We start from the raw sequence: 26,186 nt of genomic DNA, 5'->3' as shown, positions 1-26,186 counted from the left end.
TGGGTCAGCGCGGTACCTTCCAGCGCCACCACTTCGGCAAAGTCCCGATGAATGTCCATTCCTATGATCCGCATACTCCCTCCACTTCAAAAGCATTCACGTCGTGGGAGCAGGCGGGCACGCGGCAACTACAGATCCGTGCTCTCGGCACATCCGGGCAAGCCGCAGGGGCGACCAGATAAAGCTTCGGGCTCGCAGCCCATGTCTCAAGCTCGGTCTGCCCGCACTTTCGTGCTCCCGGCGCCCCAAATCCCGGATGGTGCTACCCTATCTCCGATCTGCACAGACTGGCAGGGTTTCGAAGCGCCGATTCTATCATGCCGGATAAGGCGAAGGTCGAGGTCGCCGTTCAGGTCTCGCAGCGCTGGATCCTGGCGCGGCTGCGGAACCGGCGGTTCTTCTCTCTGGCTGAGTTGAACGCGGCGATCCGGCCCTTGCTCGACGATCTGAACACGCGGATCATGCGCGACTACGGGGCCAGCCGCGCCGATCTCTTTGCCACGCTGGATCGCCCGAACCTGCTGCCGCTGCCGGCGGCCCCCTACGTCTTTGCCCGCTGGAAACGGGCCCGTGTCGCGCCGGATTATCATATCGAGGCGGACGGGTGCTGGTATTCGGTGCCCTTCGGTCTGATCCGGCAGAAGGTCGATCTCCGCCTTACCCGGACCACGGTGGAAATCTTCCATCGCGGCAAGCGCGTGGCCAGCCACGCCCGCAATCCCGGGCGGCGCAGCCATGTGACGGTGCCTGACCACATGCCGTCCTCTCACCGCCGCTATGCCGAATGGACCCCGGCGCGCATCCTGGCCAGCGCCGAAAAGCTGGGGCCATCCGTCGCCGCGTTTTGCCAGATCGTCATGGAGGATCGGCCCCACCCGGAACAGGGGTTCCGCACCTGCCTGGGCGTTCTGTCGCTGGCCAAGAGCTTTGAGCCGGAACGCCTCGACGCGGCCTGTCGCCGGGGCGTGACGATCAAGGCGCGGTCGGTGTCCTCGATCCGGTCGATCCTGAAGACGGGCCTCGATCGGGCCTTTCTGGAGCCCGAAACCGAAGAACTTCCCCTGCAGCACCCCAACATCCGGGGTCAGAATTATTACCACTGAGAAGGAGAACCCCTTGCTGACACATCCCACATCCGACCGGCTCGAGGCCCTCGGCTTCACCGGCATGGCCAAGGCGCTGGACGAACAGCGCCGCGCCGGGGCCACGTTCGAAAACCTCAGCTTTGAAGAGCGACTGGGCCTGCTCGTGGATCGAGAGGCGACCGAGCGCAGTGCCAAGAAGCTGGCGACACGGCTGCGGTTCGCGGCGCTTCGGCAGGCTGCATGCGTCGAGGATATCGACATGCGCAGCCCGCGCGGCATCGACAAATCGGTCATGGCGCACCTCATCGACGGCGGCTGGATCGACCGGCGCGAGAATTTGCTGATCACTGGGCCAACAGGCCTGGGGAAAAGTTGGATTGCCTGCGCGCTCGGCCACAAGGCCTGCCGCGATGACCGCCGGGTCATGTATCACCGCGTTCCCCGGCTCTTCCAGGCATTGGCCATCGCCCGTGGCGACGGTCGGCTCGCCCGCGTTCTGAAATCCATCGAGCGCACCGAGGTCTTGATCCTGGACGACTGGGGCCTGTCGGTGCTGACCGCCACCGAACGCCGTGATCTCCTGGAAATTCTCGAGGACCGGCAGGGCCGCGGCTCCACCATCGTCACAAGCCAGTTGCCGGTCGACCAATGGCACGAGGCCATCGGCGACCCGACCCTCGCCGACGCCATCCTCGACCGCCTGGTCCACAACGCCCACCGCCTCACCCTGACCGGAGAAAGCATGCGACGAAAAATGAGCACCACAAAACCGCTTGACCAAGTTGGGCAAGCTTGATCCCATGACCAGGTCGGTCACCTGCCCAAGTTCATGGAATGGGTGCCCACGATGCCGTGGAATCGCTGCCCACGATCACGTGGAATGACCGCCCAACTTCTCTGGAATGCGCACCTCGAGCGTCTTCAGCCGCTTGGCCTCTGACACCGTCATGCCGCCGAACTTGGCTTTCCAGTTGTAAAAAGTGCCTTCCGACATGCCGTGCTTGCCTCGATAGCAACAAGCGCATTGTCGTGCTGATAGAGGGGATTACTCGCATCCGGCCAGCCAAATACGAGGTCATCTACGAACGCACGGATTAGTGGTTCTCGGGCATTCCCAATTTCAGTTCCGCGCAAACGCACGACTGCATCATCAAGATCGTCTGGGAAATAAGGCGATACAATTACAGTTCTAAGGTTGTCCAGCGCTGCCTTGCCTTGTCGTGCTGGCTGCGACAGAACATAGCTCAGCGCTGATCTAATGTGCAGTCGTGCCAGTTCTGCCGGCGGCGAGTAGGGCTGAGCTCCATGAAAAAACGTTGGGTGCGCGCACCGATTTCGGTCAGCACGCAAGCGACTCAACTCCTCGAATTCTTGGTGGCCAAAAAAATCGAACCTATCGCGAAAGTTCTCGAGAAGGTTGCGTTCAAATTCGAGCAAGCCTTTAATTGCTTGAGTGTTTCCAAGTCGCTGTTGCTCTTGCAACTTATCCAATTTGTCCGCAAGGGTGTTGGCTTCAATATCGCCATCGAATGCCAGCCCTCTAATTTTCGATATTAGATCAAAGCAAACACTCACATATGCCGACACGATGGCTGCACGATAGGCGCCGGTTTCGTAGCAGCGAATTGCTTCACGGATATTGTTTTTGGCATCGTCGTCAATACATCGAACGATCATTTCCTCAAAACTTATAATCACAAATTTGGGGCCCTATATACCTGCGTGACCCAAGATGATCGCGCGGCTCACTCAGAAGCCGCGCGCGCTGCGAGTTCTTCGCCCTCCGGCAGCGGATCATTTGCGGGCCAGTATCCCCCACGCTTCAAACGAACCACTGTCTCTGGCTGACGCCACAGCATCGTGCTCAGCACCATTCGCGGGTCTTTCCCTTCGATGTGCAGACCGCGCTCGTCAAGCGCTTCGTACAAGTCGTCACGCGGAATAGGCTCGCCGCGCTCACGAATGATCTCCACAGACAATTCAGCGACCTTTTCTTTCGGCGGATTTCGCGGGCGCTTCCGTGCTGGCGTTACCACCTCGGGCGATTCTTCCTCCAAGGATTCGGGCGGCGTATCACCAGACATGAAGGCGTGGTATTCGGAAATGAATCGCTCGGCCCGCGCCAATTCGGCGCGAGCTTCTGTCAGATCGGCCTCAAGCGCGGTGATGCGCTCAGCCATTTCAAACTTCAAATTCTCGGCTTTTTCCAACGCGTTATCGGGCATGACGTGCGATCTCCGAATGTTCACTGAGGGCAGCATACACCGGCGGCACGCGCGTGTCCATTCACTGGATACAAATGCTTGAAGAGATCGCGCATTCGGGATATGGTTTAGACGTGAAGGGTCGGAGCGTAGAACGGCCCTGCCGAGGTGTTGACGCACCAAAGCAGGGCCGGTTCCGGTTCGGGACGACGCCTATCCGTGGCCGTATGCGTCCCGTGATGCAGGAATTGTCTCCCTCAATCGGGGGAAACTTACGCCAATTCCTGCATCATTTCAAGGCCTGTCATAAGGAGTATGACAATGGCCGAGCGCTGTTGCCATTACGTCCGACCGCATACGCGCCTTCGCTTCGGCAAGGTCGAGAACGTGTCGGGCTACTGGCGGTGCTGCGGGTAACGTCCCGCACAATATCTGGCGTGCACCTAAGCTGCAAGCGGGGAAGTGCCAACTAACTTGATCCTTCCTTTTTGGGTCGCCGCCGGGCGGGCTTTTCCCCCGGCGGCTTTTTCTGTTTTGACCGCTCTATGCTTTCCCTGACTTCATCGGGCTTCACCCTGGCGAACCGCGAAAGGGTTTCCTCAAAATCCATATCCAGATACAGCGGCGGTTCAGTCTTACGCTTGTCGCTTGTCATGCCGTCAGCACCTTCCAAGGCAACCGGCCTTCAATGCAGGTGAAAACATCATTCATACGGTCGCAGGGGTCCATGTCACGCCGATTAAAGCGCCACGTCATTTCATCCACGTACTTGGACAGGTGATTGGGGGATACGTAGTGGTGAATACCGATGATTTGGCGTTTCAGCAGCGCCCAGACACTCTCGATTGAGTTACTGTGGATCACATCTGCGACCACGTATTCACCCGCGCTGTGGTTGACCGTGAAGTGCCCATAGTCTTTCGCCAGCCCTTGATACGAACGGTGCTCATCAGTGAACAGGATAGAACCGGGTTTCACATTCTCACGCACCACACCCTGCACTGTTTTGGCCGTTGTATCCTTTACGACTTCCGCGCGAAGCTCGCCGTCGCGCTTGAGAACCCCGAGCACGACAGATTTATTCGCGCCGCCTTGTGACCCGGGCTGGCGCCTGTTGGCGTGTTTGTTCTTCTCTTTGCCGCCCACATACGTTTCATCGCTTTCAACGAAGCCATCTAGAGGCGCATTGAACGATTGAGTGCGGGCCGCGTGGCGCAGGCGATGCAGGACGTGCCACGCGCTTTTTTGGGTGATTTTGAGGTCACGCGCAAGCGTAGTTGATGCGACACCTTTCTTGTGATTGGTAATCAGCCAAATGGCCATGAACCACTTGCGAAGCGGCAGTTTCGTGTCATGAAAAATCGTTCCTACTTTGATCGAAAAGCGCTTGCGGCAGTCCCCGCACTTGAAAGTCTTGCGGTCCGAGAAATGATAGATGCGTTCACCGTCGCAGTGCGGGCAGAACTCACCGTCACGCCAGCGGATTGCCCGCAGATGGTCGAGGCACGACTGTTCATCGGGGAAGGCTTCGAACAGATCGTAGAGGCTTTCAAACTTGGCGAGCATGGCGTCATCTCCTGTCTGACACCAATATAGGCTCAAATCAGCGTTGGGTCAAGCACGTATATAGGCCCCCAAATTTGTCTCTCTCTTCAGCTCAAAGTTGGCTCATGACGAAGGTCGAGTGAGCCTCCGCAGCAGTGAGCGATCATTTCGCTAAACTGCGTCTTAGGGTAACTCAAGGCAGGCCGTCCCCGGCAGCGAGCCTCCACACCGCCTCGGCCGCTTTCTACGGAACGGCCACCGAAATTTTGCAGAACCGCTCTGCTACCGGCACCCTACACACTCACCGAAAACGAACCCGTCAGGACACCTTACCATCGCAAGTCGCGTTCCTCGACAGCCATGCGATGCTAAACTTCGCGAACGTCCTGTATTTCATCGGAGAAATCATGCTCCGCCTTGGGCTTGCGAGTAACCTCTGCCCTAAGGAAAACTTGCTCTTGACAAGGGTGCGCACGAAAAACCCGCCTTTTGCGCACACTTTTCGTTAGTTGGCAACATGGGCAATAAATGGCGATCCCTGAAGGACTCGAACCCTCAACCTGCTGATTAGAAGTCAGCTGCTCTATCCAGTTGAGCTAAGGGACCGCTGCCCCCCGTATCTGCCGGAACTTCGCCTGCGGGGCAAGAGCCGACGGGCCGCTACAGCGCCCGCGTCATGTAAAGGCTGAGGGGATCGTCGACATAACCGCCGAACGGCGGGCATGGCGTGAAACCCTGGGCGGCATAAAGCCCACGGGCGGCGGTAAATTCCGGTGCGCTGCCGGTCTCGAGGCTGATCCGCCGATGACCCGCCTGGCGCGCCGCCTCGAGCAGCGCCAACAGCAGTGCGCGGCCGGCGCCCTGCCCGCGCGCCTCGGAAATGACATGCATGGATTTGAGCTCGGCATGAGCGGCATCCAGCGGCTTGAAGGCTCCCACCCCCAGAAGCAGCCCGCCGCGCCGGCAGGCAAGAACCTGCGCCGCATCGCGGGTCAATTCGGTCAGGGTCTGCACATGGCAGCTCTCTTCCGGGCTTTGTGCCCGCATCATCGCATGATGCCGCATCAGCAAGGCCGCGACATCCGCCTCCTCCGCCTTGGCGGCGCCAACCGTGATGTCGCCGTGCAGGATCAACCAACGCTCTCGGTCTCGATCGCCGCGGCGACCGCCAGATCCGCCATCGCCAGCACCGCCTCCCGGGTGGCGGCCACGGCAATGAAGCGGGCGTTGTGGCAGAACCTGGCGCCGGTGACGCCGCTTGCGGTCTCCAGCGCCGCATCGGTCAGGCCGGCCCAGGCCGCCGGAAGATCGGCGCGGCTCTCGAAACTGTCACCGGACTTTCGAATCGTGGTCATCGCCCAGTCATCGCCGCGCGGATGCACCACGAACAGCAGGTGATCGGCCCCTGCCTTCTCTATCGCGGACCGGAACGGCATCCCCATGGGCAGCTCAAGCACGCGCCCGGCGCCGGCCGCGGCGATGGCCTGCATCACCAGCGCCTCGGCCCGGCGCTTGGCCGCCTTGCCGCGGATCGCCGCCTCGACAAAGGCGCGGGCGACCGGCAGCGCTTCGGCAAAGGCGCGGTCGTCGGCATCCTCGCCGCGGGCGTCAAACACCGGCTTCAGCGTCTCCAGCAGCACCGGCAGCGTCATCCCGGCCAGCGGCCCGGCGACCGAAGGCTCCAGCGCGCCATTATCCATCAGGTCGACCGGCAGGACAAAACTCCGGTCAAAGCTCTGGTGAATGTCCTCGATATCGGCCTCCGGCACCTCGCAGGCGCGCAGGTAGTCGCGGCCGTAATGTTGCCAGATCAGCCCGAATGAGCTGTAGGGTTGGCCATCTTCGCGCAGCGGAACCGGCTTCTGGTGGTGATCGAAGACCCGCGCCTCTGGGTCATAGACCCGGCCCACGTCATAGATGATTCGGCCCGCCCCGGGTGTGATCCAACCGGCATCGCGCGACCGCACCAGCCGCGCCTCGGGAAACAGGCGGCCAAGCACGACGGTGGACAGAAGCTCGTCGGCATGAAAGCCGCCGGAATGGGTGACGAGATGGGTGATGGTCATCAGGGGCGGCTCCTGCCGGGAATTGATCGGTCGCGACGCGGGCGATCCGGGCCATAGCGTCCTAAATCGGCTCACGTCACACGCTTGCTTGCGAGGGTTATTTGGGACAGCGGGAAAATGCGAGCGGAAATCCCCGGAAAGTCGGGACGCCCCCCGCGATCTGCCCCAAACATGCCAAGACAGCCCGCCGGGGCGGGCTGTCTCTCTGCGGCGGTCGGGCGCGATCAGGCCGGTTTCGACCTGTCGGTGAGAGCGCCCGCCTGCCGATGGAGCACGCCCTCGATCACGGGCGCACGGCGGCGGTCGGGGCCGCCGCGCGGCGCGACAGGATCTCGGCGGTTTCGCCGGCCACCGCGACAAGGCGGCTTTCCGCGATCTCGGCCAGTTTCTCGCCGCCGGTCTTGGCCGACACCTCGATTTCGGCGAGCAGCCCCCGAAGTTGTGTGGCGCCAATCAGCGCGGCCGAGCCGGCGAGCCGATGCGCCTGCCGCCCCAGAGCGTCGGAGTCGCCGTTCCGGCCGCGTTCGATCAGGGTCGGGATCGATTCCTCAATCTCGGCGCAGACCCGCTCGAGCGTGGATTTGAACGCCGCCGCCGGCAGCACGTTCGCGAGATCGTCCAGCACTTGGAAATCGACGGCCTGCTGCGGGGCTGTCCGCTCGGCGGCCGCACGCGCAGACGGGGCGATCTGGTTCTGCGCGACCGCCTCGTGCAGCTGGTGCACCCGGATCGGCTTGGACAGGCAGACATTCATGCCGGCGGCGCGGAACCGGGCCCGCTCGCCCGGCATGGCATGCGCGGTCAGCCCGACAATCGGCGTTTCGCGGTTGGGCCCCTCCAACTCACGGATGTCCTGGGTGGCCTGAATGCCGTCCTTTCTTGGCATGCTGACATCCATCAGGATCAGGTCGAACTTCCGCTCCAGCGCCATGTCGACGCCTACCTGACCATCGCGGGCTTCCTTGACGACATGACCAGCGAGACCAAGCAGCTCACGCGCGACCATGCGGTTGGTTTCATTGTCCTCCACCAGAAGGATCTCGAGTGGGACGACAGCGGCCATCGCCGGAGGGTTGGTGCCGTCATGGGGATGCGGGGTGCCCGTCGCGTCCGGCTTGGCTGTGGGCGTTTCCTCGGCCCGGCGCAGCGGGATCGTGAACCAGAACCGGCTGCCGACGCCAAGCGCGCTTTCGACCCCGATGTCACCACCCATCGCATTGACGATGCGCCGCGAGATTGCCAGGCCAAGGCCGGAGCCATCGGAATTGCGGGCATAGCCGGTTTCAAGCGTGACGAAATCGTCAAACACGATCGCCTGTTGGTCGCGGGAAATCCCGATGCCGGTGTCGACGACGCTGAACTCGACCTCGGCCATGCCTTTGGCATTGGTGCGGGTGGTGGCCTGCACGGTGATCCTTCCGGCGTCCGTGAATTTCACCGCATTGCCGATCAGGTTGACGAGAACTTGCCGGATGCGATGCGGATCGCCCAGAACGGCATGGTCGGGAAGCGACAGCTTGCTCTCGATCGTCAGGCTCTTGGCCTCGGCCGCCGAGCTCGTCACCAGCAGGGCGCTGCTCACGATATCGCGAATGTCGATCGCACTGCTTTCGATCCGCAGCGTGCCGGTTTCCGCCCGGCTGACGTCGAGCACGTCATTGATCTGGCGCAGCAGATGTTCACCTGCGGTGCTGGCGGTATGGGCATATTTCGACTGCTCGCTTGTGAGGGCGGTGCTGCGCAGCAGGTCAACGGCGCCAAGGATGCCGTTCAGCGGCGTCCGCATCTCGTGGCTCATCACGGCAATGAAGTCGGATTTGAGCTTGCTCGCGGCTTCGGCCTGTTCCTTCGCATTCAGAAGCTCGCGGCTGCCCTGGCGGTAGACCAGCACCCAGGTCAAGGTCACGAAGAAGATCGAGCCCAAGGCGGCGGCAAGGTAGAGCCCGGAGTGATCGTGGGCAAAGGCTTCCTGGTTCGGCGCCGCCGCCAATTGCCAGCTTCCATTGGGCAGGATGACCTCGGCATAGGTGGTTGCCGTGTCGAAGACACCGGCATCGCCGACGATCACGGCCCCCTCGGCCCCGAGGCCGTCGACGCCGCGGATCGCGAGTTTCACCCGGTGGTCGATCTCTGCCATCCCCGCCTCGGAGAACAGGGCATCGACATCGATCAGTATCGTGGCAAACCCCCAGAACTCGTCAAAGCCGGTCCGGCTCTTGAAGCCTTCGATAAAGATCGGCAAGCGGGCGATGATTGCCCGGCCGCCCTGCTTGAGCGTCAGCGGTCCGGCCACGATGAACTTGCGGTTTTCGATGGCCCGCAGCACGGCGGGCCGGCGGGCCTCGTCGGCGATCAGATCATGGCCAATCGCGGCCCGGTTGCGTTCGATATCGGTGAGATAGGTGACGACGGCATCGGGCGCGAGCTGAAGGCTCATGACGCCGGGCACGGAATCGGTGAGGCCTTGGGCGAAGCTTTCGAAATCCGCTGCGGTGAAATCCGGGTGCGACTTGACGAAGGCCTTGAGCGCGATAGGCAAGCTGAGGCGCTTGTAGAGCGCGGATTCGATGGCCGACCGGGTGGCCATGAGTTCGCCGTATGCCAGCGCCTCGGCATTGAAGTCATGCGACTGTTCGTGCTCGCGCACGTACAGCGTGATCAGCGCGGCAATCGAAGCAAGCAGCATCAGGCTGGCCAATGTTGCAACGACGAGCGAGCGCCAGCGAATTTGGGAGAAGGAACAATGTGGGGTCATAGGTGCATACTATGACACCCAATCCGCTGGCTCATTTGCGCATTCGAGCAGATGCGGCTCTCTAAAGTATAGGTCCGCATCCAAGGCGCCGCCTCCGGCCGCAGCGCATCAGGCGCGGTGCGAGCGCATCCCCGAACTGCGGTGAGCGAAAGGCGGGATTGTCCGATCCGGACGGTCCCGGCACCTGTTTCGCCCGCCCCGCTGCGGCCGGCGGGGCGCCCTTTATGCAGAGCCCGGGAAAAACTCAGATGTCTCTTACAGGCTCAATGAGTCCAGGGGCCGCGGCGGTTGACCGCGAAATTCTCGGCATAGCCGCGCGGGCGGATGTTGGGCTGGCGCCGCTTGGGGTCGATCACCGTGGTTTCGATGCCGTGGTCGCGGGCATATTCCAACGCCGCTTCCTTGCTGTCGAATTTCAGCCGCACCTGCGCCTGGGTATCCTCGGACGAGGTCCAGCCCATCAGCGGATCGACCTCGCGCGGCGAGGACGGCGCAAATTCCAGAACCCATTGACGGGTCTTGGCCACGCCCGATTGCATCGCGTTCCGGGCCGGTTGGTAAATTCGTGCGCGCATGGATGTGCCTCCGGGTGTTTCGCCGGTTATCGGCAATTCCGCGCCCCGTTTCAAGCGTATAGACTGCCCGAAAGGCATCGCCCCTGCCAGCGGCTCGATCCTGATTGTTCGGATTGGCGGCCAAGCACAGCTTGGCTGTCGTTCGTGTCGCGGGGAGCGAGGGGTGGGTAGGTGCAACACATTCGACAGCCAAGCCTGCTGCTTGCCATTTCAGGGTACAATCGCCGAAACGGGCTTGGCAACGATTTTTGCCGGCGCAAAATTCATCACGCCGACACAGGACTGTGCAGTGTCTCCGTAAACCCATGGAATCGCTGAGACAACTCAGGCCGACCGCTGACAACAAATTTCGTTAGACTAAAAATCCGAGCAATATCAAACTGCTTTGACGTGATTTCGCGTATCCGGTCGGACGAGAATCGGCCGCGGATCTCCGCCGTTCTCGTCTAACAATTTCCGGCCGCTCCGCCAACAGCGCGCGGAGCAGGTCTTGCATTGGCCGGGCAAGGTCGCACATTTAGCGGGCAAGGAGCCCTAGCCATGTACAACAACTCGCCCGAAGCGATGCCGATCCTCAGCGCGCCGGCCCCCGACTTCAAGACGCGCGACAAGCTCGAAGGCGGCAAGACCTTCGTGATGAACACCGAATTCGATCCGGCCGGCGACCAGCCCACCGCCATTGTCGAGTTGAGCCAGGGGCTGCGCGACGGCGACCGGGATCAGGTGCTGCTGGGCGCGACCGGCACCGGCAAGACCTTTACCATGGCCAAGGTCATCGAAGAGACCCAGCGCCCGGCGATCATCCTGGCCCCCAACAAGACGCTGGCGGCCCAGCTTTATGGCGAGTTCAAGGGGTTCTTCCCCGAAAATGCGGTCGAATATTTCGTCAGCTATTACGATTACTACCAGCCCGAGGCCTATGTCGCCCGGTCCGACACCTATATCGAGAAGGAAAGCCAGATCAACGAACAGATCGACCGGATGCGCCACTCGGCCACGCGGGCGCTTCTGGAACGCGACGACGTGATCATCGTCGCCTCGGTGAGCTGCATCTACGGCATTGGTTCGGTCGAGACCTATGGCGCCATGACCCAGGATCTCAAGGCTGGGCACGACTACAATCAACGCGAGATCATGGCCGACCTGGTGGCGCAGCAATATCGCCGCAACGACGCCGGGTTTGCGCGAGGCTCCTTTCGGGTGCGCGGCGATGTGCTCGAGGTCTGGCCGGCGCACCTCGACACCCGAGCCTGGCGGCTGTCATTCTTTGGCGAGGAACTGGAGGCGATCACCGAATTCGATCCCCTGACCGGCGAAAAGACCGATACGTTCGACCAGATCCGCATCTACGCCAACAGCCACTACGTCACCCCGCGCCCGACGATGCAGCAGGCGATCATCGGCATCAAGAAAGAGCTGCGGATGCGGCTCGATCAGCTGGTCGGCGAAGGCAAGCTGCTCGAGGCACAGCGGCTGGAGCAGCGCACCAACTTCGATCTGGAAATGCTGGAAGCCACCGGCGTCTGCAACGGCATCGAGAACTACTCGCGCTATCTGACCGGCCGCGCGCCGGGCGAGCCGCCCCCCACCCTGTTTGAATTCATCCCGGACAACGCGATTGTGTTTGCCGATGAAAGCCACGTCAGCGTGCCGCAGATCGGCGGCATGTACCGGGGCGACTATCGGCGCAAGTTCACGCTCGCCGAACACGGCTTCCGCCTGCCGTCCTGCATGGACAACCGGCCGCTGAAGTTCGAGGAATGGGATGCGATGCGGCCGCAGTCGGTCTTTGTCAGCGCGACCCCCGCCGCCTGGGAGCTGGAGCAGACCGGCGGCGTCTTTACCGAACAGGTGATCCGCCCCACCGGCCTGCTTGATCCGCAGGTCGAGATCCGGCCGGTCGAGATGCAGGTCGACGACCTGCTCGACGAGGTGCGCAAGGTCACGGCGGACGGCTTCCGCACGCTCTGCACCACGCTGACCAAGCGCATGGCCGAGGATCTGACGGAATACATGCATGAACAGGGCATCAAGGTGCGCTACATGCATTCCGACATCGACACGCTGGAACGCATCGAGATCCTGCGCGACCTGCGGCTCGGCGCCTTCGACGTTCTGATCGGCATCAACCTGCTGCGCGAGGGGCTCGACATCCCGGAATGCGGGCTAGTCGCCATTCTGGACGCCGACAAGGAGGGCTTTCTGCGCTCGGAAACCTCGCTGATCCAGACCATCGGCCGCGCCGCGCGCAACGCCGAAGGCCGGGTGATCATGTATGCCGACCGGATCACTGGCTCGATGGAGCGGGCGCTGACCGAGACCGACCGCCGTCGTGCCAAGCAGATCGCCTACAACGAGGAACACGGCATAACGCCCGAGACGGTGAAAAAGAACGTCGAGGACGTGCTGCAAGGGCTCTACAAAGGCGATGTCGACATGAACCGGGTGACCGCGACCATCGACCAGGGGCTGGCCGGCTCCAACCTTCAGGCGGTGCTCGACGGGCTCAGGACCGACATGCGCAAGGCGGCCGAGAACCTGGAGTTCGAAGAGGCGGCGCGGCTGCGCGACGAGATCAAGCGGCTCGAAGCGGTCGACCTCGCGGTCCACGACGACCCTCTGGCGCGCCAGCAGGCGGTCGAGAAAGCGTCAGAGGCGGCGGTCAAGTCGAAGGGGCGCAGCACCGCCGGTCGCCCTGGGCAACGCGGCGGCAATGTGCAACGGCGCAAGCGGTAGGCCTGGCGGGGCGGGCGGCACTGCCTGCCCTATGGCCGCCACTCCGCAACCACGTCAAAGCCCTGCGGCACCGGCATCTCTTCGAGGAACTCGGCGAAATTCGCCCAGATCGCCTTGACTCGTTCCGCGTTGGACTCCGAGGTCGCCTTGTCGGTCACGGTCGCCACGATATAGCCGCTGCCGTCCTCGTTCATCGCGCTCATGAAATGCTGCATGCCGGGCAGGCCAAGAATCTCTGCCTTCAACTCGTTCATCTTGGCCGTAGCCGCCTCGCGGGATCCGGGTTTCATCTTGTATGGCGTGATACGTGCGTACATCTCTCCCCCCATGTCCGGGCCCTTCTGGCCCAAGGCATCATTATACCACATTCCGCGCACGACGGCTGTTACCTCGGTCACACCGACGGCCCAACTCCTGCGGGAACAATTTCGAACTGGTTGACGTTACCTGCCCGTACCGACCGAGACAGCAACAACCCCGGAGACATCCCATGGAATATGGAATTTTTGGTCTCATCATCCTGATTGCAGACCTCTACGCCATTTACAAAACCCTCACGTCCGCCGCGTCGACCGGCGCCAAGGTGGTCTGGACGCTGGTCATCCTGATCCTGCCGGTGCTGGGCTTCCTCGCCTGGCTGCTGTTCGGCCCCAAGGGCCGCGCCGCACACGTCTGAACGGCTGACCATTGATCGCACACGGGGCCGGTTTCGGCCCCGTTCCGCTTTGCAACCCCCAGTGCCGCGCCTATGGTGAGCCAGACCAGCAGCCGCAACAGCACAGGGGCCCCGCCGCCATGCTCACCGCCTTTGATCACGTCAACATCCGCACCGCCAATCTCGACGAGATGATCGCTTGGTATGGCGAGATCCTCGGCCTGCATCCCGGCAAACGTCCGCCCTTTTCCTTTCCCGGCGCCTGGCTCTACCTCGGCGACCGGGCCGTGGTCCATCTCGTCGGCAAGACGGCACCGCCCGACCCTGGTGATGATCTTGGCCTCGAGCATTTCGCCTTTCGGGCGCAGGGCATGGACCGCTTCACCAGGTTGCTGACCGAGCGGGGCATTGCCCACAGCATCGACCCGGTGCCCGGCATCCCGGTCACCCAGATCAACCTGCATGACCCGGACGGCAATCACATCCATATCGATTTCGATACCTCTGCCGAAACCCCGTAAACCGATCCTTAATTCTGCCCAAATCCCCTGTTAGTCGGACCAGCAAGTTTGCGAGGATATTTTCATGGCTGTCATTTCGATCGATCCAGACACATTGTCCATTGATGCCAAGGCGGCGCAGGCCGCGGGCAAAGCGGCGTCAGAGAGCTATCGCACCCGCAAACCCTATCCGCATGGCAGCTTTACCGATTTTCTGCCCGAAGAGGTGCTGGACCGGGTGATCGCCGAGCTCAAGACCCTGCCCGAGGCCGAAGACAGCTTCAATCGCCCGCAGGAAAAGCTCAAGACCTCTTACCTGCCCGAGCGTCTGCCGCCCTATACGCGACAGCTGTTCTACGCCCTCAACTCCCGCCCCTTCGTGCGCTATCTCGAAGAGTTGACCGGCATCAACGGCCTGATCCCAGACCCCTATTTCTCGGGCGGCGGGGTGCATGTGGTGGCCAACGGCGGGCATCTCGATATCCATGCCGACTTCAATCACAATTCCAAGCTCAATCTGGAACGGCGGCTGAATATCCTGATCTATCTGAACAAGGACTGGAAAGCCGAATACGGCGGCTCCTTCGAAATCTGGAACGAGGACATGAGCCGGAAAGTCGAAAGCTATGTGCCGGAATACAACCGGATGTGTTGTTTCAATACCGGGTCCGACACCTGGCACGGCAATCCCGAAACGGTCAATCACCCGCGCGGAGAGCCGCGCATGTCGCTGGCGCTGTATTACTACACCGCCACCTGGGACCACACAAAACGCAGCCATACCACGCTGTTCCGCCCCCGCCCCGGCACCCATGACCAGGCCGACCGCGAAGTGCGCCGGCTCGAACTGTTGCAGGACATGCTGCCGCCGATCCTGTTCCGCCGGGTGATCGGCCCCTTGCGGCGGCTGGGGTTCTGAGCGCAGCCCGCTCCGCCGCGACGGCCGGCGTCAGTTGCCGTCGCCGACCTCTTGCACGATATCGATGACCTGCCGCGCCCATTCGCCGATGATCGGGATGAACTCGATCTGGCTCAGCGTCCAGATCAGCACCGACAACAGCAATGTCGCGCCGACGACGGTGCCGAGCCCCATCATCAGCCCCCGCGCCAGCGAATGCCAGAGCATGGTCCAGAACTTGTCATGAATGCGAAAGAAACGGTGGCCGTTGAGCTTTTCAACTTCCCGGCGCAAGGCTCTGATTTCACTGACGAGATCATCTGACATGTGGCGCAAGCTAGCCCGCCGACCGGGCTTTCGCCAGTGCCACGCCGTATTTTTCCCGCGTCACGCGGCGGAACACGGGCTAAAATCCTGCGCAGCGCATCATTCCTGCGGGCAATTCGCGACCGGCGTGCTAGCTTGCGCCGCATGAAGATTGCCCTTTTGCTTCGTCTGTTCTGGACCGCGCTCGGATGCCTGGCCATCGCGCTTGGCGTATTGGGGATTTTCCTGCCGCTGCTGCCGACCACCGTGTTCCTGCTGCTCGCGGCCTTCTGCTTTGCCCGTTCGTCGCCCCGGCTGCACGCCTGGCTGGTCGAACATCCCACGCTCGGCCCGCCGATCCTCAACTGGCGCGATTACCGCGCGATTTCACAGCGCGCCAAGGTGCTGGCCGTCTCGACCATGGGGGTGGTGCTCCTGGCCGGGCTGGTCCTCGGCCTCAGCGCCTGGCTGGTGACATTGCAGGCCGTGGTGCTCGCCGGTGCCGCGCTTTTCATCGTCACCCGGCCGACGCCGCCGATCGGCTGAGCCAACGTGAGGAGCGACCCTCAGCCGAAGGTTGCCGCAACGTCGTACATCACCGGCTCGAAGCTGCGGCAGAGGTCGTGGATCTGGCGGTTGCGCTGGCGCATCTCGTCAGAGCGCAGCATGGCAAGGAAATCCTCGCGGTTCTGCCATTGGGAGTAATTGGCAATCCGGGTCTGCGCGTCGTTCACATGCAGGCCGGCGGCGACAAAGCCGGGCTGCTTCGAGATGAAATTCTCGTAGGCGTCCTGCAACGCATCGAGCAGATCCTGACAGGTGCCGGGGGTCATCTCGAAGGTGGTGATCACGGTCTGAAGCTTGGCGTCGGCTTTGATCTCGGGCATGGGAACTCCTCCTCTGGTTCCACCCTGCCACGCGGCTGCGGCCAGTCAAAGCCCCATTGACGCCGAATTCAGACGTTGGGTTCGCCCTGCAACCCCAAGACCTTGCGCATTCCGGTCCAATAGCCCGGCAGCCGTGGCGGCCGTTGCAGATGCGGCAGTGCCTCGTCGGCCCAGCGCGGCATTTCGCGGGTCATGAAATCCCGGCCCCAGGCGAGAAAGGCCTCGCCATGCTCGGGGCGCAGGCGGCAGGCCGAACCGACCAGGCCGACCAGCGTTTCGGGCGGCAAATACCATTCGTCCTGAATGCCGGTGACGCGGCCGCGCAGCAGAGGCCCCACCCTGCGCATCAGCGCGCTTTCCGAAAAGATCAGCAGCATGCGGCCCATCTCGGGACGGGAATAATGGATCAGCGGCGGAAAGGTGTCGAAAAAGCTGGCCTGACCCCCGGCAACCGCGAAATTGCGGATCGAGGGGTGAAAACCGATGCGGGTCTCGAACTGGTCGGCATTGTTCCAGAACCGGGCGATGACCTGCCCCGCCGCCTCCATCAACTCGAGCGCCGCATCGCGCGGCGCGGCCTGCATCTGCGGCCGCATCATGCTCTCGGCCGGCAGCGCCTCCTGCACGATCACCGGCACCTCGAGATCGCCCTCGGGCAGCAGGTGAAACTCGGTTTCCGGCACCGGCACGCCGGTCTTGTGCAGCGCGGCGACATAATCGGCGTGACACGTGGCCAGCCGCGCCATCAGCGCCGGGTCGGTCGATCCGCGATAGACCTTGATCACCCGGTCGGAAAAGGGCCCCTGCGTGGGCCGGAACGGCGCGCAGAAATAGCCCAGTTTCGAGATCGGCTGTCCGCGCGACGCGCTGTCGTCGCGGATCAGCCGGGCCAGTTCGGTCAAATCGGTCATGTGTCACCCTGCCATGTGCCCCCGCGTGATAGCGTAGCCACCGCCCCTTGGCCAGCAGCGTCAGGGCGGCATTAACCGCATGTTTACCATGCTCCTGCACTCTGATCGGCGGGGAGCGTGACGCGCGAGGATCATCGATGTTTCGTCTGGCCGCCATTTTCATGATGCTGGCCGGCATGGCCACGGCGGGGGCCTGGCCACGGGACAAGGGCAGCTGGTTTCTGGCCACTTCGACCGAGATCAGCGACTTGGAGGTCGCGCGCCGCCCGGGCGAGCTGTCGATCTTCAACAATCTCTACATGGAATACGGGCTGACCCGTTCGCTCACCCTCGGGCTCGATATCGGCCATAGCGTCGGCTCCGATCCCGATTACCGGGTCTTTGTCCGGGCGCCGGTGCTCAGCCGCCAGGGAACCTATCTGTCGCTCGAGGCCAGTCTCGGGCGGGTCGACGATCTGAATTACAGCGCCATCGGCTTCGGTTACGGCCGCGGGTTCACGCTCGGGCCGAATTCCGGCTGGTTCGGCCTCGACACCCGGCTGGTGCGGGCCGAGGGGCCCGGCGCCGAACATCTGCGCCAGAGCAAGCTGGATGTCACCGCAGGGCTGACCTTTGCCGACGGCCTTCAGGCCATGGCGCAGGTCTTTCACACCCAGGTCAGCGACACGCCCTACACCAGCCTTGCCCCCAGCATCGTCATCCCGGTCGGCCGGCGGGCCAAGATCCAGGGCGGGCTGCTGTTCGATCTTCGGACCCCGGCCCTGCCCGGCGTGAAAATCGGCCTCTGGCGCGAGTTCTGACCGATCACACTGGGAATTGCCATGTGGCGCCAATTGGTTAGACTGGCACGACCTGCCAGAATGGATACGCCTCATGCCCCAGTCCTCCTGTCTGCGCTCGCTCGTCCCGCTCATTGCGGCCCTTGGCCTCTGGCTCACCCTTGTCGGCCCGGCCGCGGCCTTGCAGCTCCGGCTGGTCAACGCCGACCCCGAAGGCTGCAATGCCCGCGCCACCGGCCCGATCGAGCCAGGCGACAGCGCGCGGATCGCGCGGCTCCTGCCGGGCGGCTCGGAAGGCGCCCAATATTTCGACGCCGCGCCCCGGCTCTGTTTCAACAGCGCCGGCGGCGATTTCATCGAAGCGGTCGAGATCGCCGAATACCTGCGCCACACCGGCATTTCCAGCCATGTGGCCGAGGGCGAAAGCTGTCTCGGCCCCTGTGCGCTGGCCTTTCTCGGCGGCACCCGCGCCAGTTTCGAAGGCGGGGTGGTGCGTGCCCTCGACCGCTCGATCCATGCCGCGGCCAGGCTGGGCTTTCGGGCGCCGGGGCTGGAACTGCCCGACGACGGCTTGACCGAAGACGCCGTGCAACTGGCGTTTCAACAGGCACAGCAGGCCACGGCAGCGATTTTCGGCAGCCTCAACATCCTCAGCATCAGCCGCGATTTCGCGCTTGCCGTGTTTTCCGTGCCAGGCGACTACCTGCATGTCGACACCGTGGCGCGCAGCATCGATGCCGGCATCCGCGTCGAGGGCCTGCGCCCCCTGCCCGACCAGATGAGCCAGGACCAGCTGCGCGAGATCTGCGAACGGATCGGCCCCGAGATGCGCCCCGACCACTTTGACCGCCCCGAAAGCACCCGGGTGTTCCAGGCCACCGCCGGCATGATGCTTGCCCCCGCCGCCACCGGCGCGCGGCGCGGCGCCTGGCTGACCGGCTATCGGGCCGAGGGCGAGCTCTACTGGACGGTCTGCGAGGTGCGCTGGTTTCAACCGCGCTCCGGCACCGGCGGCGTTTCGGCCCGGGTGTTGCAACAGGCGGCCTGGAACGGCCAGAGCGAGGCGCCCAACGACGCCCCGCCCACCGCCGCCGAGATCGAACGGCTGACCGAACAGGCCACCGGCCCCTTCACCTTCTTCGAACCGATCGTGATCTTTCCCGGCGCCTCCAAGCTGACCGATCTGGCCGGCGACGGAGAAGAGCTTCCGCCCGCCGCCGCCAATGCGCTCTGCGCCCCGGCCGCCGAGCGTTATCAGGTGGTCAACGTCAACGAATTCGCCACCCTGCGCACCGAACCCAACTTCAGCGCCGAGATCGTCGCCGAGGCGCCCAAGGGCAGTTTCGTGGCCCCGGTCAGCCGGGACGAAGACGCCTATCTTATCACCTCCGAGAGCTGCCGCGCGGCCTGCGATCACGCAACCCGCGACGGGCTCAGCGCCACCGATTTCCAGGCCGCCGCCGACTGCCGAAATTCCAACGACGTCTGGTGGCGCATGGTGATGCCCGATGGCGCCGCCGGCTGGATGTCGGCGCGCTACCTCAGCGTGCGGTAGCGCGGCCGCCACGGTCGGGGGCGCGGCGGCGTCAGACGTCCATCCGCATGGTCACGCTGACCTTGCCGCGCACGGCGGTCTGCCAGAACAGATCGATCCGGTCATTGGCCGCGCCCTGCCGCACCTTGGTATAGGGCATACCCCATTGCGCCACATTGGCGCTGTTCTCGATCTTGTCGGTGGCGACCACCGACACCACCCCCCGCGCCTCGCCACCGAATGCCAGCACACTCGCGCCCGAGATCTGCCAGGTCGCGGCGGCCGAGGATTGGGTATGCGAAACGGTGACCGGATTCTCGGTGGTTTTGAAGACGTTGTTGAAGGTGTTGTCGGTGAAATAGACGTTCTTCATGTTGCCGTAGTTCATGTCGGCATGGGTGGTGTCCACCTTTTCGGCCTGCTGAATCACCGCGCCGACGCCGCGAAACAGGTTGCCGGTCACGTTGATGCCGTTGAAGAAATGGCCGGTGCCATATGGCTTGACGACGATCCAGGCAAAGGAAGGCAGCACCTCGCCGCAGAGAAAGACGTTGTTGGTGATCGACAGCCCGGCAAAACCGAACCCGCCGGCGAAATCCGGCGCCACCTCGCGCTCGTTGGTCCATTCGATAAAGCAATTGTCGACGTAATTGCCCACCACCGTCGTGTTGCACGAGCGCAATGCCAGCACCAGCCCCGCCATGCGCACGCCATTGGGCTGACCGTCGCCCTGAAAGAAGTGATTGCCCTGCACCACCGCGTTCGAGCCGGAGAGGATGCAGAAATGCCGGAACTGGCTGGCGCGGTTGTTGCGCAGCTTGACGTCATTGGCATTGGTATTGATCGCGATCGAGATCCGGTTCTGCGCCGGTTCGCTGCCCTCGGACGACAGGAACTGGCAGCGGTCGACCAGCATCCCCTGGCAGCCATAGCCGATCGAGGTGATACCGCGTTGCCTGGGTCGGGTAAAAAAACAATCGCGCACCTGGAACACCGTGCCGGTCTTGGCCAGCATGATGCCCGAGGCCTTGTTGTTGCACTGGAACTCGATGTCCGAGAAGGAAAAGCTGGTGAGCTTTTCGAAGCCGCTGAAATCGATCAGATATTTGAACCGGGTAAAGGTCAGGGTCTGGGTTCCGGTCGCCGCCCCCATCGGCTGCGACAGGGTGATCTCGCCGGCCGAGACATTCTTGGATCGAACATAGGTTTCGCGCGCCACGCCCGCGCCGGTGATCAGCGCGCCGACCGGAATATTGGCCACATTGGCCACATTGGTCAGCTTGTCGTCATCACCTGCGGAATAGGTCGCCTGGCTGGTAAAGACATCCGGCTCCCAGACGGCATCGCCGGTGGCATAGAACTGGCCATTGGCGATGTGGCGGCGCTGGGCATAGGTGTCCTTGTTGTTCACCGCGGCCTGCATGTCGATCGGCTCGGAAATCGAAATCCGCCGCCCCCCCATGTCGAGACTTTCGTGATCGGCGTTGTTGAGCAGCGACTGAAACGCCTTCTTGAAGCCCAGCTCCTCATTGCCGAAAGCGTCTATGTAGGTGCCGAGGTCGAAATCCTTGGTCAGCGACAGCACCGCGCTCTCGGGCATGGTGACCGTGCCCTCGAAGCGGATGCGCGAATTTATCGTGACGTCGTTGTTCAGCCGATAGCTTCCGGCGGAGACCAGGATCTCGCGCCCGTCCGCCGCATCGTCGGCCGCCTCGAAGGCGGCGCTGTCATCGGTGTTGCCATCGCCGATGGCACCGAAATCGCGCACATCCACCATGGCCAGCTGCTTGCCGTGAAAGACCGAGGTGACATCCTCGATCACCAGATCGTCGATCCGCACCAGCCCGCCGTTCGGCCCGGTCAGGTCAAGCCCGAGATGCGCAAAGACCGGTGCCGTCCCCCAGATCATGTCGACGCCGGTGCGGTTGCCCGGCCCGAGGATGGCCGAAACCTCGGTGATCTCGCCGTAATTGGTCAGCGTCACCGCCGGCCCGCTCACGATCACCCCGCTCACCTGGCTGCCGTTCGACAGCGCCGGATATCCCGCGATGCGCACATTCGGCAGATTGCCCGAGATCGCCTTGACCCGCGCCGTGACCCGCAGGTAGCAGCCCGGCAGCATCGGCGTCTGCCCCATGTAGCGCAGCTTTTGCGTCGAATCGGATTTCTGGATCTCGAGACAGCCGCCGAAATCCTGATCCGACGGCACAAAGGCGGCATTGGCGGCGCTGGCATAGGTGTCATCGCCCGGCCGGCCGTTCTCGCTCGACCAGACGTCAAGCCCGGCGGCGAAGGCCGTCGGCATGAAGACCACGCCCTCGGTAATCGCTTTGTTCATGATGGTCCCTTTCCCACATCGCGCCCAGGTCGCGCATGTCACACGTCAGGGCAGGCAGGCCGCCCGCCGATGGGAAAGAGAGGTATCAACTGCGGCTTAACGACGGCTGAGAGCACCGTGCGCCGCCGGCGCAACGGCCCCCGCGTGGTCAGACCGCGATATCGGGCGCATCGAGGATCTGCACGCCGCCGATCTTCCAGCCGCTCTCGCCGGGCACCATCCGGTAGCCGAGGTAGTGCCGCTGTCCGGCCTGATCGATGATTTCGACCCTCTGCCAGAGCGCGCCGCCGATCTCGGCGAGTTCGAGGTAGGTCACCTCGCCCGGCATCCAGACCATCGGATAACCGCGCCGCACCATCAGGCCAAAGACTTCGGGCGAGCCGAACATGCCCTTGATCGTCGGGCTGGCGTAGGAAAAGGCGCGGTCGATGTCCTGCGCCTCGAAAGCCTCGAGTTGGCCGCCAATCACGGCCTCGATCTCGGGATTTCTGGGCTGTGGTTCCTGCGCTTGCGCAGGTCCGAAGGCCAGAACGAAAGCCAGAACGGCAAGACAGTGACGCAGCATGACGGGCACCTTTCGCGGGGTTGATCCACAAAAGATAGTCCGAAACGCCTGCGCTTCAAACTGCGCCGGCCCCGAGAGGGCTCAGCCCAGCTCGCCCTTGAGGCCCTTGTCGATCAGCGCGACGGTTTCTTCGACGCCATAGAGCGCGACAAAGCCGCCGAACCGCGGCCCCTGCGAGGCACCCAGAAGCACCTCGTAGATCGCCTTGAACCAGTCGCGCAGAGGCTCGAATTCATGCACCTTGCCAACCGCAAAGACGATCGATTGCAGGAACTCCTCGTCGGTGAAATCCGCCTCCGGCAGCGGCTCGTCCTTGCCGACGATGGCGTTCTTGCGGGCAATCAGATCGCGGGCGTAATCGCCGTCCTGCAACGCTTTCGCCAGGTCCTCCAGCGCCGCCCGTTCCTGATCGGTGGGCGCGCGGAACACCTTGGCGGGCTTCACGAAATCCTGGAAATACCGCACCGCGTGACCGGCCGCCTGATCCATGCCGGGATGGGTCTCGGCGGTGGCATCGGGGGCGTATTTGCGGATGAAGCCCCAGAGCGTTTCCTTGTCCTCGGCACTCGATGCGCTGGCCAGGTTCAAGAGCATCGAGAACGAAACCACCATATCCGAGGCCGGCACCGCGCCGCCGTGAATGTGATAGACCGGATTGTTCAGCCGCTGCGCCGCATCCTGCATGGCATAGGCGCGCAGCTGCTGGTGATACTCGTCCACCGCCTTGGGGATCACGTCGAAATACAGCCGCTTGGCGGTCTTCGGCTTGAGATACATGAAATAGCTCAAGCTCTCGGTCGAGGCATAGGTCAGCCACTCGTCGATCGAGATCCCGTTGCCCGAAGATTTCGAGATCTTCTGCCCCTGATCGTCGAGGAACAGCTCATAGGTAAAATGCTCGGGCGGGCGCTGGCCGAGAATGCGGCAGATGCCGTCATAGATCGGTGTGTTGGTCGAATGGTCCTTGCCATACATCTCGAAATCGACACCCAGCGCCGCCCAGCGCGCGCCGAAATCGGGCTTCCACTGCAATTTCACATTGCCGCCGGTGACCGGAAGGGTCCACTCGCGCCCGTCCTCGTCGTCAAAGGTGATCTCACCCTTGGCCGCATCCACGTGTTTCATCGGCACATAGAGCACGCGGCCAGTCTCGGGATGGATCGGCAGGAAAATCGAATAGGTCTGCCGCCGCTCTTCGCGCAGGCTCTTCAGCATCACCTTCATCACGTCGTCATAGCGTTCGCAGGCGCGCAGCAGAACCTCGTCGAACTGGCCGGAGCGGTAGAACTCGGTGGCCGAATAGAACTCGTACTCGAAGCCGAAGGTATCGAGAAACCGGCGCAGCATGGCGTTGTTGTGATCGCCGAAACTATCATGCGTGCCAAAGGGATCGGGCACCGAGGTCAGCGGCTTTTGCAGATGCTCGGCCAGCGCCTCCTGGCTGGGCACGTTGCCGGGCACCTTGCGCATGCCGTCGAGATCGTCGGAAAAACAGATCAGCCGCGTCGGAATGTCGGAAATCACCTCGAAGGCGCGGCGGATCATCGTCGTCCGCAGCACCTCGCCAAAGGTGCCGATATGCGGCAGACCCGAGGGGCCATAGCCGGTCTCGAACAGCACATAGCCCTTTTCCGGCGGCGCCTTTTCATAGCGTTTGAGCACGCGGCGCGCTTCTTCAAAAGGCCAGGCTTTCGAGGTCATGGCGGCATCGCGCAGGTCAGACATAGTTCAGGCATCTCCGGTAGGGCCGCGCGCCCCATGCGCACAGGCCGCCTCTCCCTATTGCGGGTGGCGCGCGGGGTCAATATTCTGCACTGCAACAGGAGGCCCCAATGTCGGAAGAAATCACCCATTCGCTCAGCGCCCAGGACTGTCTTGTCGGCCTGATGATCGCCATCTCGGCCTCGGATGAGAACATCCACACTGCCCAGCTCGTCAAGATCGAGACCGCGGTCAACAATCTGCCGGTCTTTGCCGATTACGACGTCGACCGGATGAATGTCGTGGCCCGCACGGTATTCGACCTGTTCGAACAGGAAGACGGACTCGACGCGCTGTTCGGCCTGATCCGGGAAAACTTGCCGGAACGGCTGTTCGAGACCGCTTATGCGCTGTCCTGCGACGTGGCCGCGGCCGACGGCATGCTGCACGAGGCCGAGCTGCGCCTGCTGGAAGAAATTCGTTACGAATTGAACATCGACCGGCTGCACGCCGCGGCCATCGAACGCGGCGCGCGGGCGCGGCACATGACACTCTGAGCCCGCCTAGCTGTTGACGAAAGCCTGGCCCCAGCGCTGCAACAGCCTTTGTTGCAGCTTTCTCGATCGGGCGATCCAGGCGCGTCCACCTTCCGGCCGCTCGCGCTGCGCCATGGTCAGCGCGTCGCGCCGTTCGGTATCGGCAGTAAAGATCGCAAAGGCCAGCTCGCTGCCGTCAATCGCCGTGGAATAGCCGGCCAGCGCCGAGACAAAGTTCAGCGTGCCGGTCTTGGCATCCACCTCCACCGGGTGATCGTCGATGATCTGGCGCTTCTCGTTGCGCAGGGGGATCGGCTTCAGAAGCGACCGCAGCGGCCCGGCAGTGCGCGCCGCGCGCAGCGTCAGCACCATGTCGGCCGCCGTCATCCGGCTTTGCCCGCCCAACCCGGAATGATCAACCAGGCTGACATCGGGGCTTACGCCATATTCGTCGCGCAGCCACTGCGTCATCGCCTGCGCCGAGGCCACCAGGCCATCGGCCTCCACGCCCAGCGCCTTGGTGGCGGCAAGCCCCACGACCTCGGCGGTGAGGTTGGTGGAATACTCCAGCATGTCACGCAGGATCTCGGTGAGCGGCGCACTTGTTACCTCGGCCAGCGCGGCGCCCTCGGGCGCATCCCGCGTCACCTTCGGCGCCTTCAGAACGATGCCGTGGCTGCGCGCGAGGATCTGGAACACCTCACCGGCGTAGATCTCGGGCTTGCGCACCGGCAACCAGCGTGCGCCCTCCTTGCCCAGCGCCCCGCGGGCGACCGTCCAGGTATCAATGCCATCCTCGTCGACGTAGGTATAGACCGGCGTGCTGCGATCCTCGACACTCATCCGGGCGACCGCAACATCGGGCCTGTGGCGACCGCTGCGGGCGTCCATGCTCACTTCGTAGCCATCGCCTGCCCGCACCCATTGAAAATACACGCGGTTGAAATTCAGGTTCAGCCCGGAAATCGCCGGGCTATAGGCCACATGCGCCGGCTGTTCGACATCGATCCTGTCTGCAAACGGCAAATAGCCGCCCCAGACCAGGAAATCACCGGTCACTTCGCGGATACCGGCCGCCTCGAGCGCCGCGGCCAAATCAGCCAGTTCGTCGGTGCCCAGCGTCGGATCGCCGCCGCCCGCAAGGATCAGATCGCCGGACAGCACGCCGTCGGAAACCGTGCCATTTGCATGGACGGTGGTGGCAAACCTGTGCTCCTCGCCCAGAGCGTCGAGCGCGTAAAGCGCGGTCACCGCTTTGGCCACGCTGGCCGGTGGCAGGCCCACATCGGCCTGGCCCTCTTCCTGCATCTGCCCGGTGCCGACATCCATCACCGCATATCCCACCTGGCCCGAGATCTTGGCCTCGCGGACCAGCTGTTCGGCGCTGGGAAAGGTCTTGACGATCGGCTTGGTGCTGCCCGGCCGGGCCACCGGCCGCAATGACCGGCTGGGTGGCGATGCCTGGGCGGCGGTGGCGACAAATCCGAGCGCCGCGCCAAGAAACATGCGTCTGGAAAATGCTTTCGTCATGCGATGATTTAACCTCAGCCCTGAATGACAGACAAGCGCGCGTTGGCGACCGATGCCGGCATTATGACGGTCCGCTCGCA

Annotated in this window: 25 protein-coding genes, 1 tRNA gene and 2 pseudogenes; 11 read left to right on the top strand and 17 right to left on the bottom strand. The window is 63.0% G+C overall.

Annotated elements, in window-relative coordinates; all coding sequences use genetic code 11:
- The 3 genes and pseudogenes from BMW90_RS26875 to istB all read left to right on the top strand — a co-directional run.
- Window positions 1–182 (top strand): hypothetical protein (locus BMW90_RS26875; protein WP_211568860.1); only part of this gene is annotated, 182 nt, incomplete at its 5' end.
- A gap of 141 nt (window positions 183–323) precedes the next feature.
- Window positions 324–1,103: pseudogene (locus BMW90_RS10025) on the top strand (Mu transposase domain-containing protein); the annotation flags it as partial.
- A gap of 13 nt (window positions 1,104–1,116) precedes the next feature.
- The gene (gene istB, locus BMW90_RS10020; protein WP_074836431.1) at window positions 1,117–1,881 is read left to right on the top strand and encodes an IS21-like element helper ATPase IstB; all 765 of its coding nucleotides are present in this window, start codon (window positions 1,117–1,119) and stop codon (window positions 1,879–1,881) included.
- Window positions 1,882–1,995: 114 nt separating this feature from the next.
- Here the strand turns inward: istB and BMW90_RS26330 are convergent.
- From BMW90_RS26330 to BMW90_RS09975, 9 genes and pseudogenes are all read right to left on the bottom strand, one after another.
- A pseudogene (locus BMW90_RS26330) lies at window positions 1,996–2,088 on the bottom strand (transposase); the annotation flags it as partial.
- A 742-nt stretch (window positions 2,089–2,830) separates the two neighbouring features.
- Window positions 2,831–3,310 carry a hypothetical protein gene (locus tag BMW90_RS10005; RefSeq protein ID WP_139211299.1) on the bottom strand — a complete coding sequence of 160 codons (480 nt, stop codon included), beginning with the start codon at window positions 3,308–3,310 and terminating at the stop codon, window positions 2,831–2,833.
- A 448-nt stretch (window positions 3,311–3,758) separates the two neighbouring features.
- Complete coding sequence (locus tag BMW90_RS26325; RefSeq protein WP_139211297.1) at window positions 3,759–3,944, bottom strand: hypothetical protein; 186 nt, start codon at window positions 3,942–3,944, stop codon at window positions 3,759–3,761.
- A complete protein-coding gene (locus tag BMW90_RS10000; protein ID WP_074836425.1) occupies window positions 3,941–4,855 on the bottom strand; it encodes an IS1595 family transposase in 915 nt (304 codons plus the stop codon). The genes BMW90_RS26325 and BMW90_RS10000 overlap by 4 nt, the downstream gene beginning before the upstream one ends.
- 508 nt (window positions 4,856–5,363) lie before the next feature.
- Window positions 5,364–5,440: transfer RNA gene (locus BMW90_RS09995), tRNA-Arg, on the bottom strand.
- A 54-nt stretch (window positions 5,441–5,494) separates the two neighbouring features.
- Window positions 5,495–5,968: a GNAT family N-acetyltransferase gene (locus tag BMW90_RS09990; RefSeq protein WP_244526476.1), complete on the bottom strand. Its 474-nt coding sequence runs from the start codon at window positions 5,966–5,968 to the stop codon at window positions 5,495–5,497.
- On the bottom strand, window positions 5,965–6,900 hold the full coding sequence (locus tag BMW90_RS09985; protein ID WP_074836423.1) for an MYG1 family protein: 936 nt from the start codon (window positions 6,898–6,900) through the stop codon (window positions 5,965–5,967). Before BMW90_RS09985 ends, BMW90_RS09990 begins: the two co-directional genes overlap by 4 nt.
- 283 nt (window positions 6,901–7,183) lie before the next feature.
- Window positions 7,184–9,586 (bottom strand): hybrid sensor histidine kinase/response regulator, encoded by a 2,403-nt coding sequence (locus BMW90_RS09980; protein ID WP_170850531.1) that lies wholly within the window; start codon window positions 9,584–9,586, stop codon window positions 7,184–7,186.
- Between the two features lie 332 nt (window positions 9,587–9,918).
- On the bottom strand, window positions 9,919–10,230 hold the full coding sequence (locus BMW90_RS09975; protein WP_048532598.1) for an ETC complex I subunit: 312 nt from the start codon (window positions 10,228–10,230) through the stop codon (window positions 9,919–9,921).
- A gap of 540 nt (window positions 10,231–10,770) precedes the next feature.
- Here BMW90_RS09975 and uvrB point away from each other — a divergent pair.
- Window positions 10,771–12,966, top strand: a complete 2,196-nt coding sequence (gene uvrB, locus BMW90_RS09970) for an excinuclease ABC subunit UvrB (RefSeq protein ID WP_074836419.1) — start codon at window positions 10,771–10,773, stop codon at window positions 12,964–12,966.
- 29 nt (window positions 12,967–12,995) lie between these two features.
- On the opposite strand, the gene BMW90_RS09965 is transcribed toward uvrB, so the two are convergent.
- Entirely contained in the window at window positions 12,996–13,283 is a 288-nt protein-coding gene (locus tag BMW90_RS09965) for a hypothetical protein (protein ID WP_074836457.1), read from the bottom strand.
- 173 nt (window positions 13,284–13,456) lie between these two features.
- Here BMW90_RS09965 and BMW90_RS09960 point away from each other — a divergent pair, with 173 nt between their 5' ends.
- From BMW90_RS09960 to BMW90_RS09950, 3 genes are all read left to right on the top strand, one after another.
- Window positions 13,457–13,642, top strand: a complete 186-nt coding sequence (locus BMW90_RS09960) for a PLDc N-terminal domain-containing protein (protein ID WP_048532604.1) — start codon at window positions 13,457–13,459, stop codon at window positions 13,640–13,642.
- 119 nt (window positions 13,643–13,761) lie between these two features.
- Window positions 13,762–14,142, top strand: a complete 381-nt coding sequence (locus BMW90_RS09955) for a VOC family protein (RefSeq protein WP_074836417.1) — start codon at window positions 13,762–13,764, stop codon at window positions 14,140–14,142.
- 64 nt (window positions 14,143–14,206) lie between these two features.
- Entirely contained in the window at window positions 14,207–15,040 is an 834-nt protein-coding gene (locus BMW90_RS09950) for a 2OG-Fe(II) oxygenase (RefSeq protein ID WP_074836416.1), read from the top strand.
- 30 nt (window positions 15,041–15,070) lie between these two features.
- Here BMW90_RS09950 and BMW90_RS09945 read toward each other — a convergent pair whose 3' ends face one another.
- Complete coding sequence (locus tag BMW90_RS09945) at window positions 15,071–15,346, bottom strand: DUF5665 domain-containing protein (RefSeq protein WP_048532608.1); 276 nt, start codon at window positions 15,344–15,346, stop codon at window positions 15,071–15,073.
- A gap of 144 nt (window positions 15,347–15,490) precedes the next feature.
- On the opposite strand from BMW90_RS09945, the gene BMW90_RS09940 reads away from it, so the two are divergent.
- Window positions 15,491–15,871 carry a YbaN family protein gene (locus BMW90_RS09940; RefSeq protein WP_074836414.1) on the top strand — a complete coding sequence of 127 codons (381 nt, stop codon included), beginning with the start codon at window positions 15,491–15,493 and terminating at the stop codon, window positions 15,869–15,871.
- Between the two features lie 20 nt (window positions 15,872–15,891).
- Here the strand turns inward: BMW90_RS09940 and BMW90_RS09935 are convergent, their stop codons facing one another.
- Together BMW90_RS09935 and BMW90_RS09930 are read right to left on the bottom strand one after the other, a co-directional pair.
- The gene (locus tag BMW90_RS09935; RefSeq protein ID WP_048532611.1) at window positions 15,892–16,212 is read right to left on the bottom strand and encodes an antibiotic biosynthesis monooxygenase family protein; all 321 of its coding nucleotides are present in this window, start codon (window positions 16,210–16,212) and stop codon (window positions 15,892–15,894) included.
- Window positions 16,213–16,280: 68 nt separating this feature from the next.
- Window positions 16,281–17,123: a DUF6206 family protein gene (locus BMW90_RS09930; RefSeq protein WP_074836412.1), complete on the bottom strand. Its 843-nt coding sequence runs from the start codon at window positions 17,121–17,123 to the stop codon at window positions 16,281–16,283.
- A 137-nt stretch (window positions 17,124–17,260) separates the two neighbouring features.
- Here BMW90_RS09930 and BMW90_RS09925 point away from each other — a divergent pair, with 137 nt between their 5' ends.
- Together BMW90_RS09925 and BMW90_RS09920 are read left to right on the top strand one after the other, a co-directional pair.
- On the top strand, window positions 17,261–17,923 hold the full coding sequence (locus tag BMW90_RS09925; RefSeq protein ID WP_074836410.1) for a hypothetical protein: 663 nt from the start codon (window positions 17,261–17,263) through the stop codon (window positions 17,921–17,923).
- Window positions 17,924–17,996: 73 nt separating this feature from the next.
- A complete protein-coding gene (locus tag BMW90_RS09920; RefSeq protein WP_074836409.1) occupies window positions 17,997–19,457 on the top strand; it encodes a hypothetical protein in 1,461 nt (486 codons plus the stop codon).
- Between the two features lie 31 nt (window positions 19,458–19,488).
- On the opposite strand, the gene BMW90_RS09915 is transcribed toward BMW90_RS09920, so the two are convergent.
- The 3 genes from BMW90_RS09915 to BMW90_RS09905 form a co-directional block, all read right to left on the bottom strand.
- Window positions 19,489–21,774: a glycosyl hydrolase family 28-related protein gene (locus BMW90_RS09915; protein ID WP_074836406.1), complete on the bottom strand. Its 2,286-nt coding sequence runs from the start codon at window positions 21,772–21,774 to the stop codon at window positions 19,489–19,491.
- 148 nt (window positions 21,775–21,922) lie between these two features.
- Window positions 21,923–22,339, bottom strand: a complete 417-nt coding sequence (locus BMW90_RS09910) for a DUF4864 domain-containing protein (protein WP_074836404.1) — start codon at window positions 22,337–22,339, stop codon at window positions 21,923–21,925.
- An 81-nt stretch (window positions 22,340–22,420) separates the two neighbouring features.
- Window positions 22,421–24,064, bottom strand: a complete 1,644-nt coding sequence (locus BMW90_RS09905; protein ID WP_074836402.1) for a lysine--tRNA ligase — start codon at window positions 24,062–24,064, stop codon at window positions 22,421–22,423.
- A gap of 107 nt (window positions 24,065–24,171) precedes the next feature.
- Here BMW90_RS09905 and BMW90_RS09900 point away from each other — a divergent pair, with 107 nt between their 5' ends.
- The gene (locus BMW90_RS09900) at window positions 24,172–24,597 is read left to right on the top strand and encodes a tellurite resistance TerB family protein (RefSeq protein WP_048532619.1); all 426 of its coding nucleotides are present in this window, start codon (window positions 24,172–24,174) and stop codon (window positions 24,595–24,597) included.
- A gap of 6 nt (window positions 24,598–24,603) precedes the next feature.
- Here BMW90_RS09900 and dacB read toward each other — a convergent pair whose 3' ends face one another.
- Window positions 24,604–26,106, bottom strand: coding sequence for a D-alanyl-D-alanine carboxypeptidase/D-alanyl-D-alanine endopeptidase (dacB, locus tag BMW90_RS09895; protein WP_074836401.1), 1,503 nt, complete (start codon window positions 26,104–26,106; stop codon window positions 24,604–24,606).
- Between the last annotated feature and the right edge of the window lie 80 nt (window positions 26,107–26,186).

The sequence above is a fragment of the Marinovum algicola genome (genome assembly GCF_900109145.1).
GTDB classification, from domain to species: Bacteria; Pseudomonadota; Alphaproteobacteria; order Rhodobacterales; family Rhodobacteraceae; genus Marinovum; species Marinovum algicola.
The sequence above is the reverse complement of the archived record's forward strand: the minus strand, read 5'-3'. Positions and strand labels throughout refer to the sequence as shown.

Bases quoted from the DNA above. Each gene is read 5' to 3' on its own strand.
- BMW90_RS10005 (WP_139211299.1), bottom strand. From the start codon at position 3,310: ATGCCCGATAACGCGTTGGAAAAAGCCGAGAATTTGAAGTTTGAAATG.
- BMW90_RS09905 (WP_074836402.1), bottom strand. From the start codon at position 24,064: ATGTCTGACCTGCGCGATGCCGCCATGACCTCGAAAGCCTGGCCTTTT.
- BMW90_RS09960 (WP_048532604.1), top strand. From the start codon at position 13,457: ATGGAATATGGAATTTTTGGTCTCATCATCCTGATTGCAGACCTCTAC.
- BMW90_RS09935 (WP_048532611.1), bottom strand. From the start codon at position 16,212: ATGCCCGAGATCAAAGCCGACGCCAAGCTTCAGACCGTGATCACCACC.
- BMW90_RS09925 (WP_074836410.1), top strand. From the start codon at position 17,261: ATGTTTCGTCTGGCCGCCATTTTCATGATGCTGGCCGGCATGGCCACG.
- BMW90_RS09985 (WP_074836423.1), bottom strand. From the start codon at position 6,900: ATGACCATCACCCATCTCGTCACCCATTCCGGCGGCTTTCATGCCGAC.
- BMW90_RS10000 (WP_074836425.1), bottom strand. From the start codon at position 4,855: ATGCTCGCCAAGTTTGAAAGCCTCTACGATCTGTTCGAAGCCTTCCCC.
- BMW90_RS09980 (WP_170850531.1), bottom strand. From the start codon at position 9,586: ATGCTGCTTGCTTCGATTGCCGCGCTGATCACGCTGTACGTGCGCGAG.
- uvrB (WP_074836419.1), top strand. From the start codon at position 10,771: ATGTACAACAACTCGCCCGAAGCGATGCCGATCCTCAGCGCGCCGGCC.
- BMW90_RS26325 (WP_139211297.1), bottom strand. From the start codon at position 3,944: ATGACAAGCGACAAGCGTAAGACTGAACCGCCGCTGTATCTGGATATG.
- BMW90_RS09975 (WP_048532598.1), bottom strand. From the start codon at position 10,230: ATGCGCGCACGAATTTACCAACCGGCCCGGAACGCGATGCAATCGGGC.
- BMW90_RS09900 (WP_048532619.1), top strand. From the start codon at position 24,172: ATGTCGGAAGAAATCACCCATTCGCTCAGCGCCCAGGACTGTCTTGTC.
- BMW90_RS09965 (WP_074836457.1), bottom strand. From the start codon at position 13,283: ATGTACGCACGTATCACGCCATACAAGATGAAACCCGGATCCCGCGAG.
- BMW90_RS09920 (WP_074836409.1), top strand. From the start codon at position 17,997: ATGCCCCAGTCCTCCTGTCTGCGCTCGCTCGTCCCGCTCATTGCGGCC.
- BMW90_RS09955 (WP_074836417.1), top strand. From the start codon at position 13,762: ATGCTCACCGCCTTTGATCACGTCAACATCCGCACCGCCAATCTCGAC.
- BMW90_RS09910 (WP_074836404.1), bottom strand. From the start codon at position 22,339: ATGCTGCGTCACTGTCTTGCCGTTCTGGCTTTCGTTCTGGCCTTCGGA.
- BMW90_RS09940 (WP_074836414.1), top strand. From the start codon at position 15,491: ATGAAGATTGCCCTTTTGCTTCGTCTGTTCTGGACCGCGCTCGGATGC.
- BMW90_RS09930 (WP_074836412.1), bottom strand. From the start codon at position 17,123: ATGACCGATTTGACCGAACTGGCCCGGCTGATCCGCGACGACAGCGCG.
- BMW90_RS09945 (WP_048532608.1), bottom strand. From the start codon at position 15,346: ATGTCAGATGATCTCGTCAGTGAAATCAGAGCCTTGCGCCGGGAAGTT.
- BMW90_RS09950 (WP_074836416.1), top strand. From the start codon at position 14,207: ATGGCTGTCATTTCGATCGATCCAGACACATTGTCCATTGATGCCAAG.
- dacB (WP_074836401.1), bottom strand. From the start codon at position 26,106: ATGACGAAAGCATTTTCCAGACGCATGTTTCTTGGCGCGGCGCTCGGA.
- BMW90_RS09915 (WP_074836406.1), bottom strand. From the start codon at position 21,774: ATGAACAAAGCGATTACCGAGGGCGTGGTCTTCATGCCGACGGCCTTC.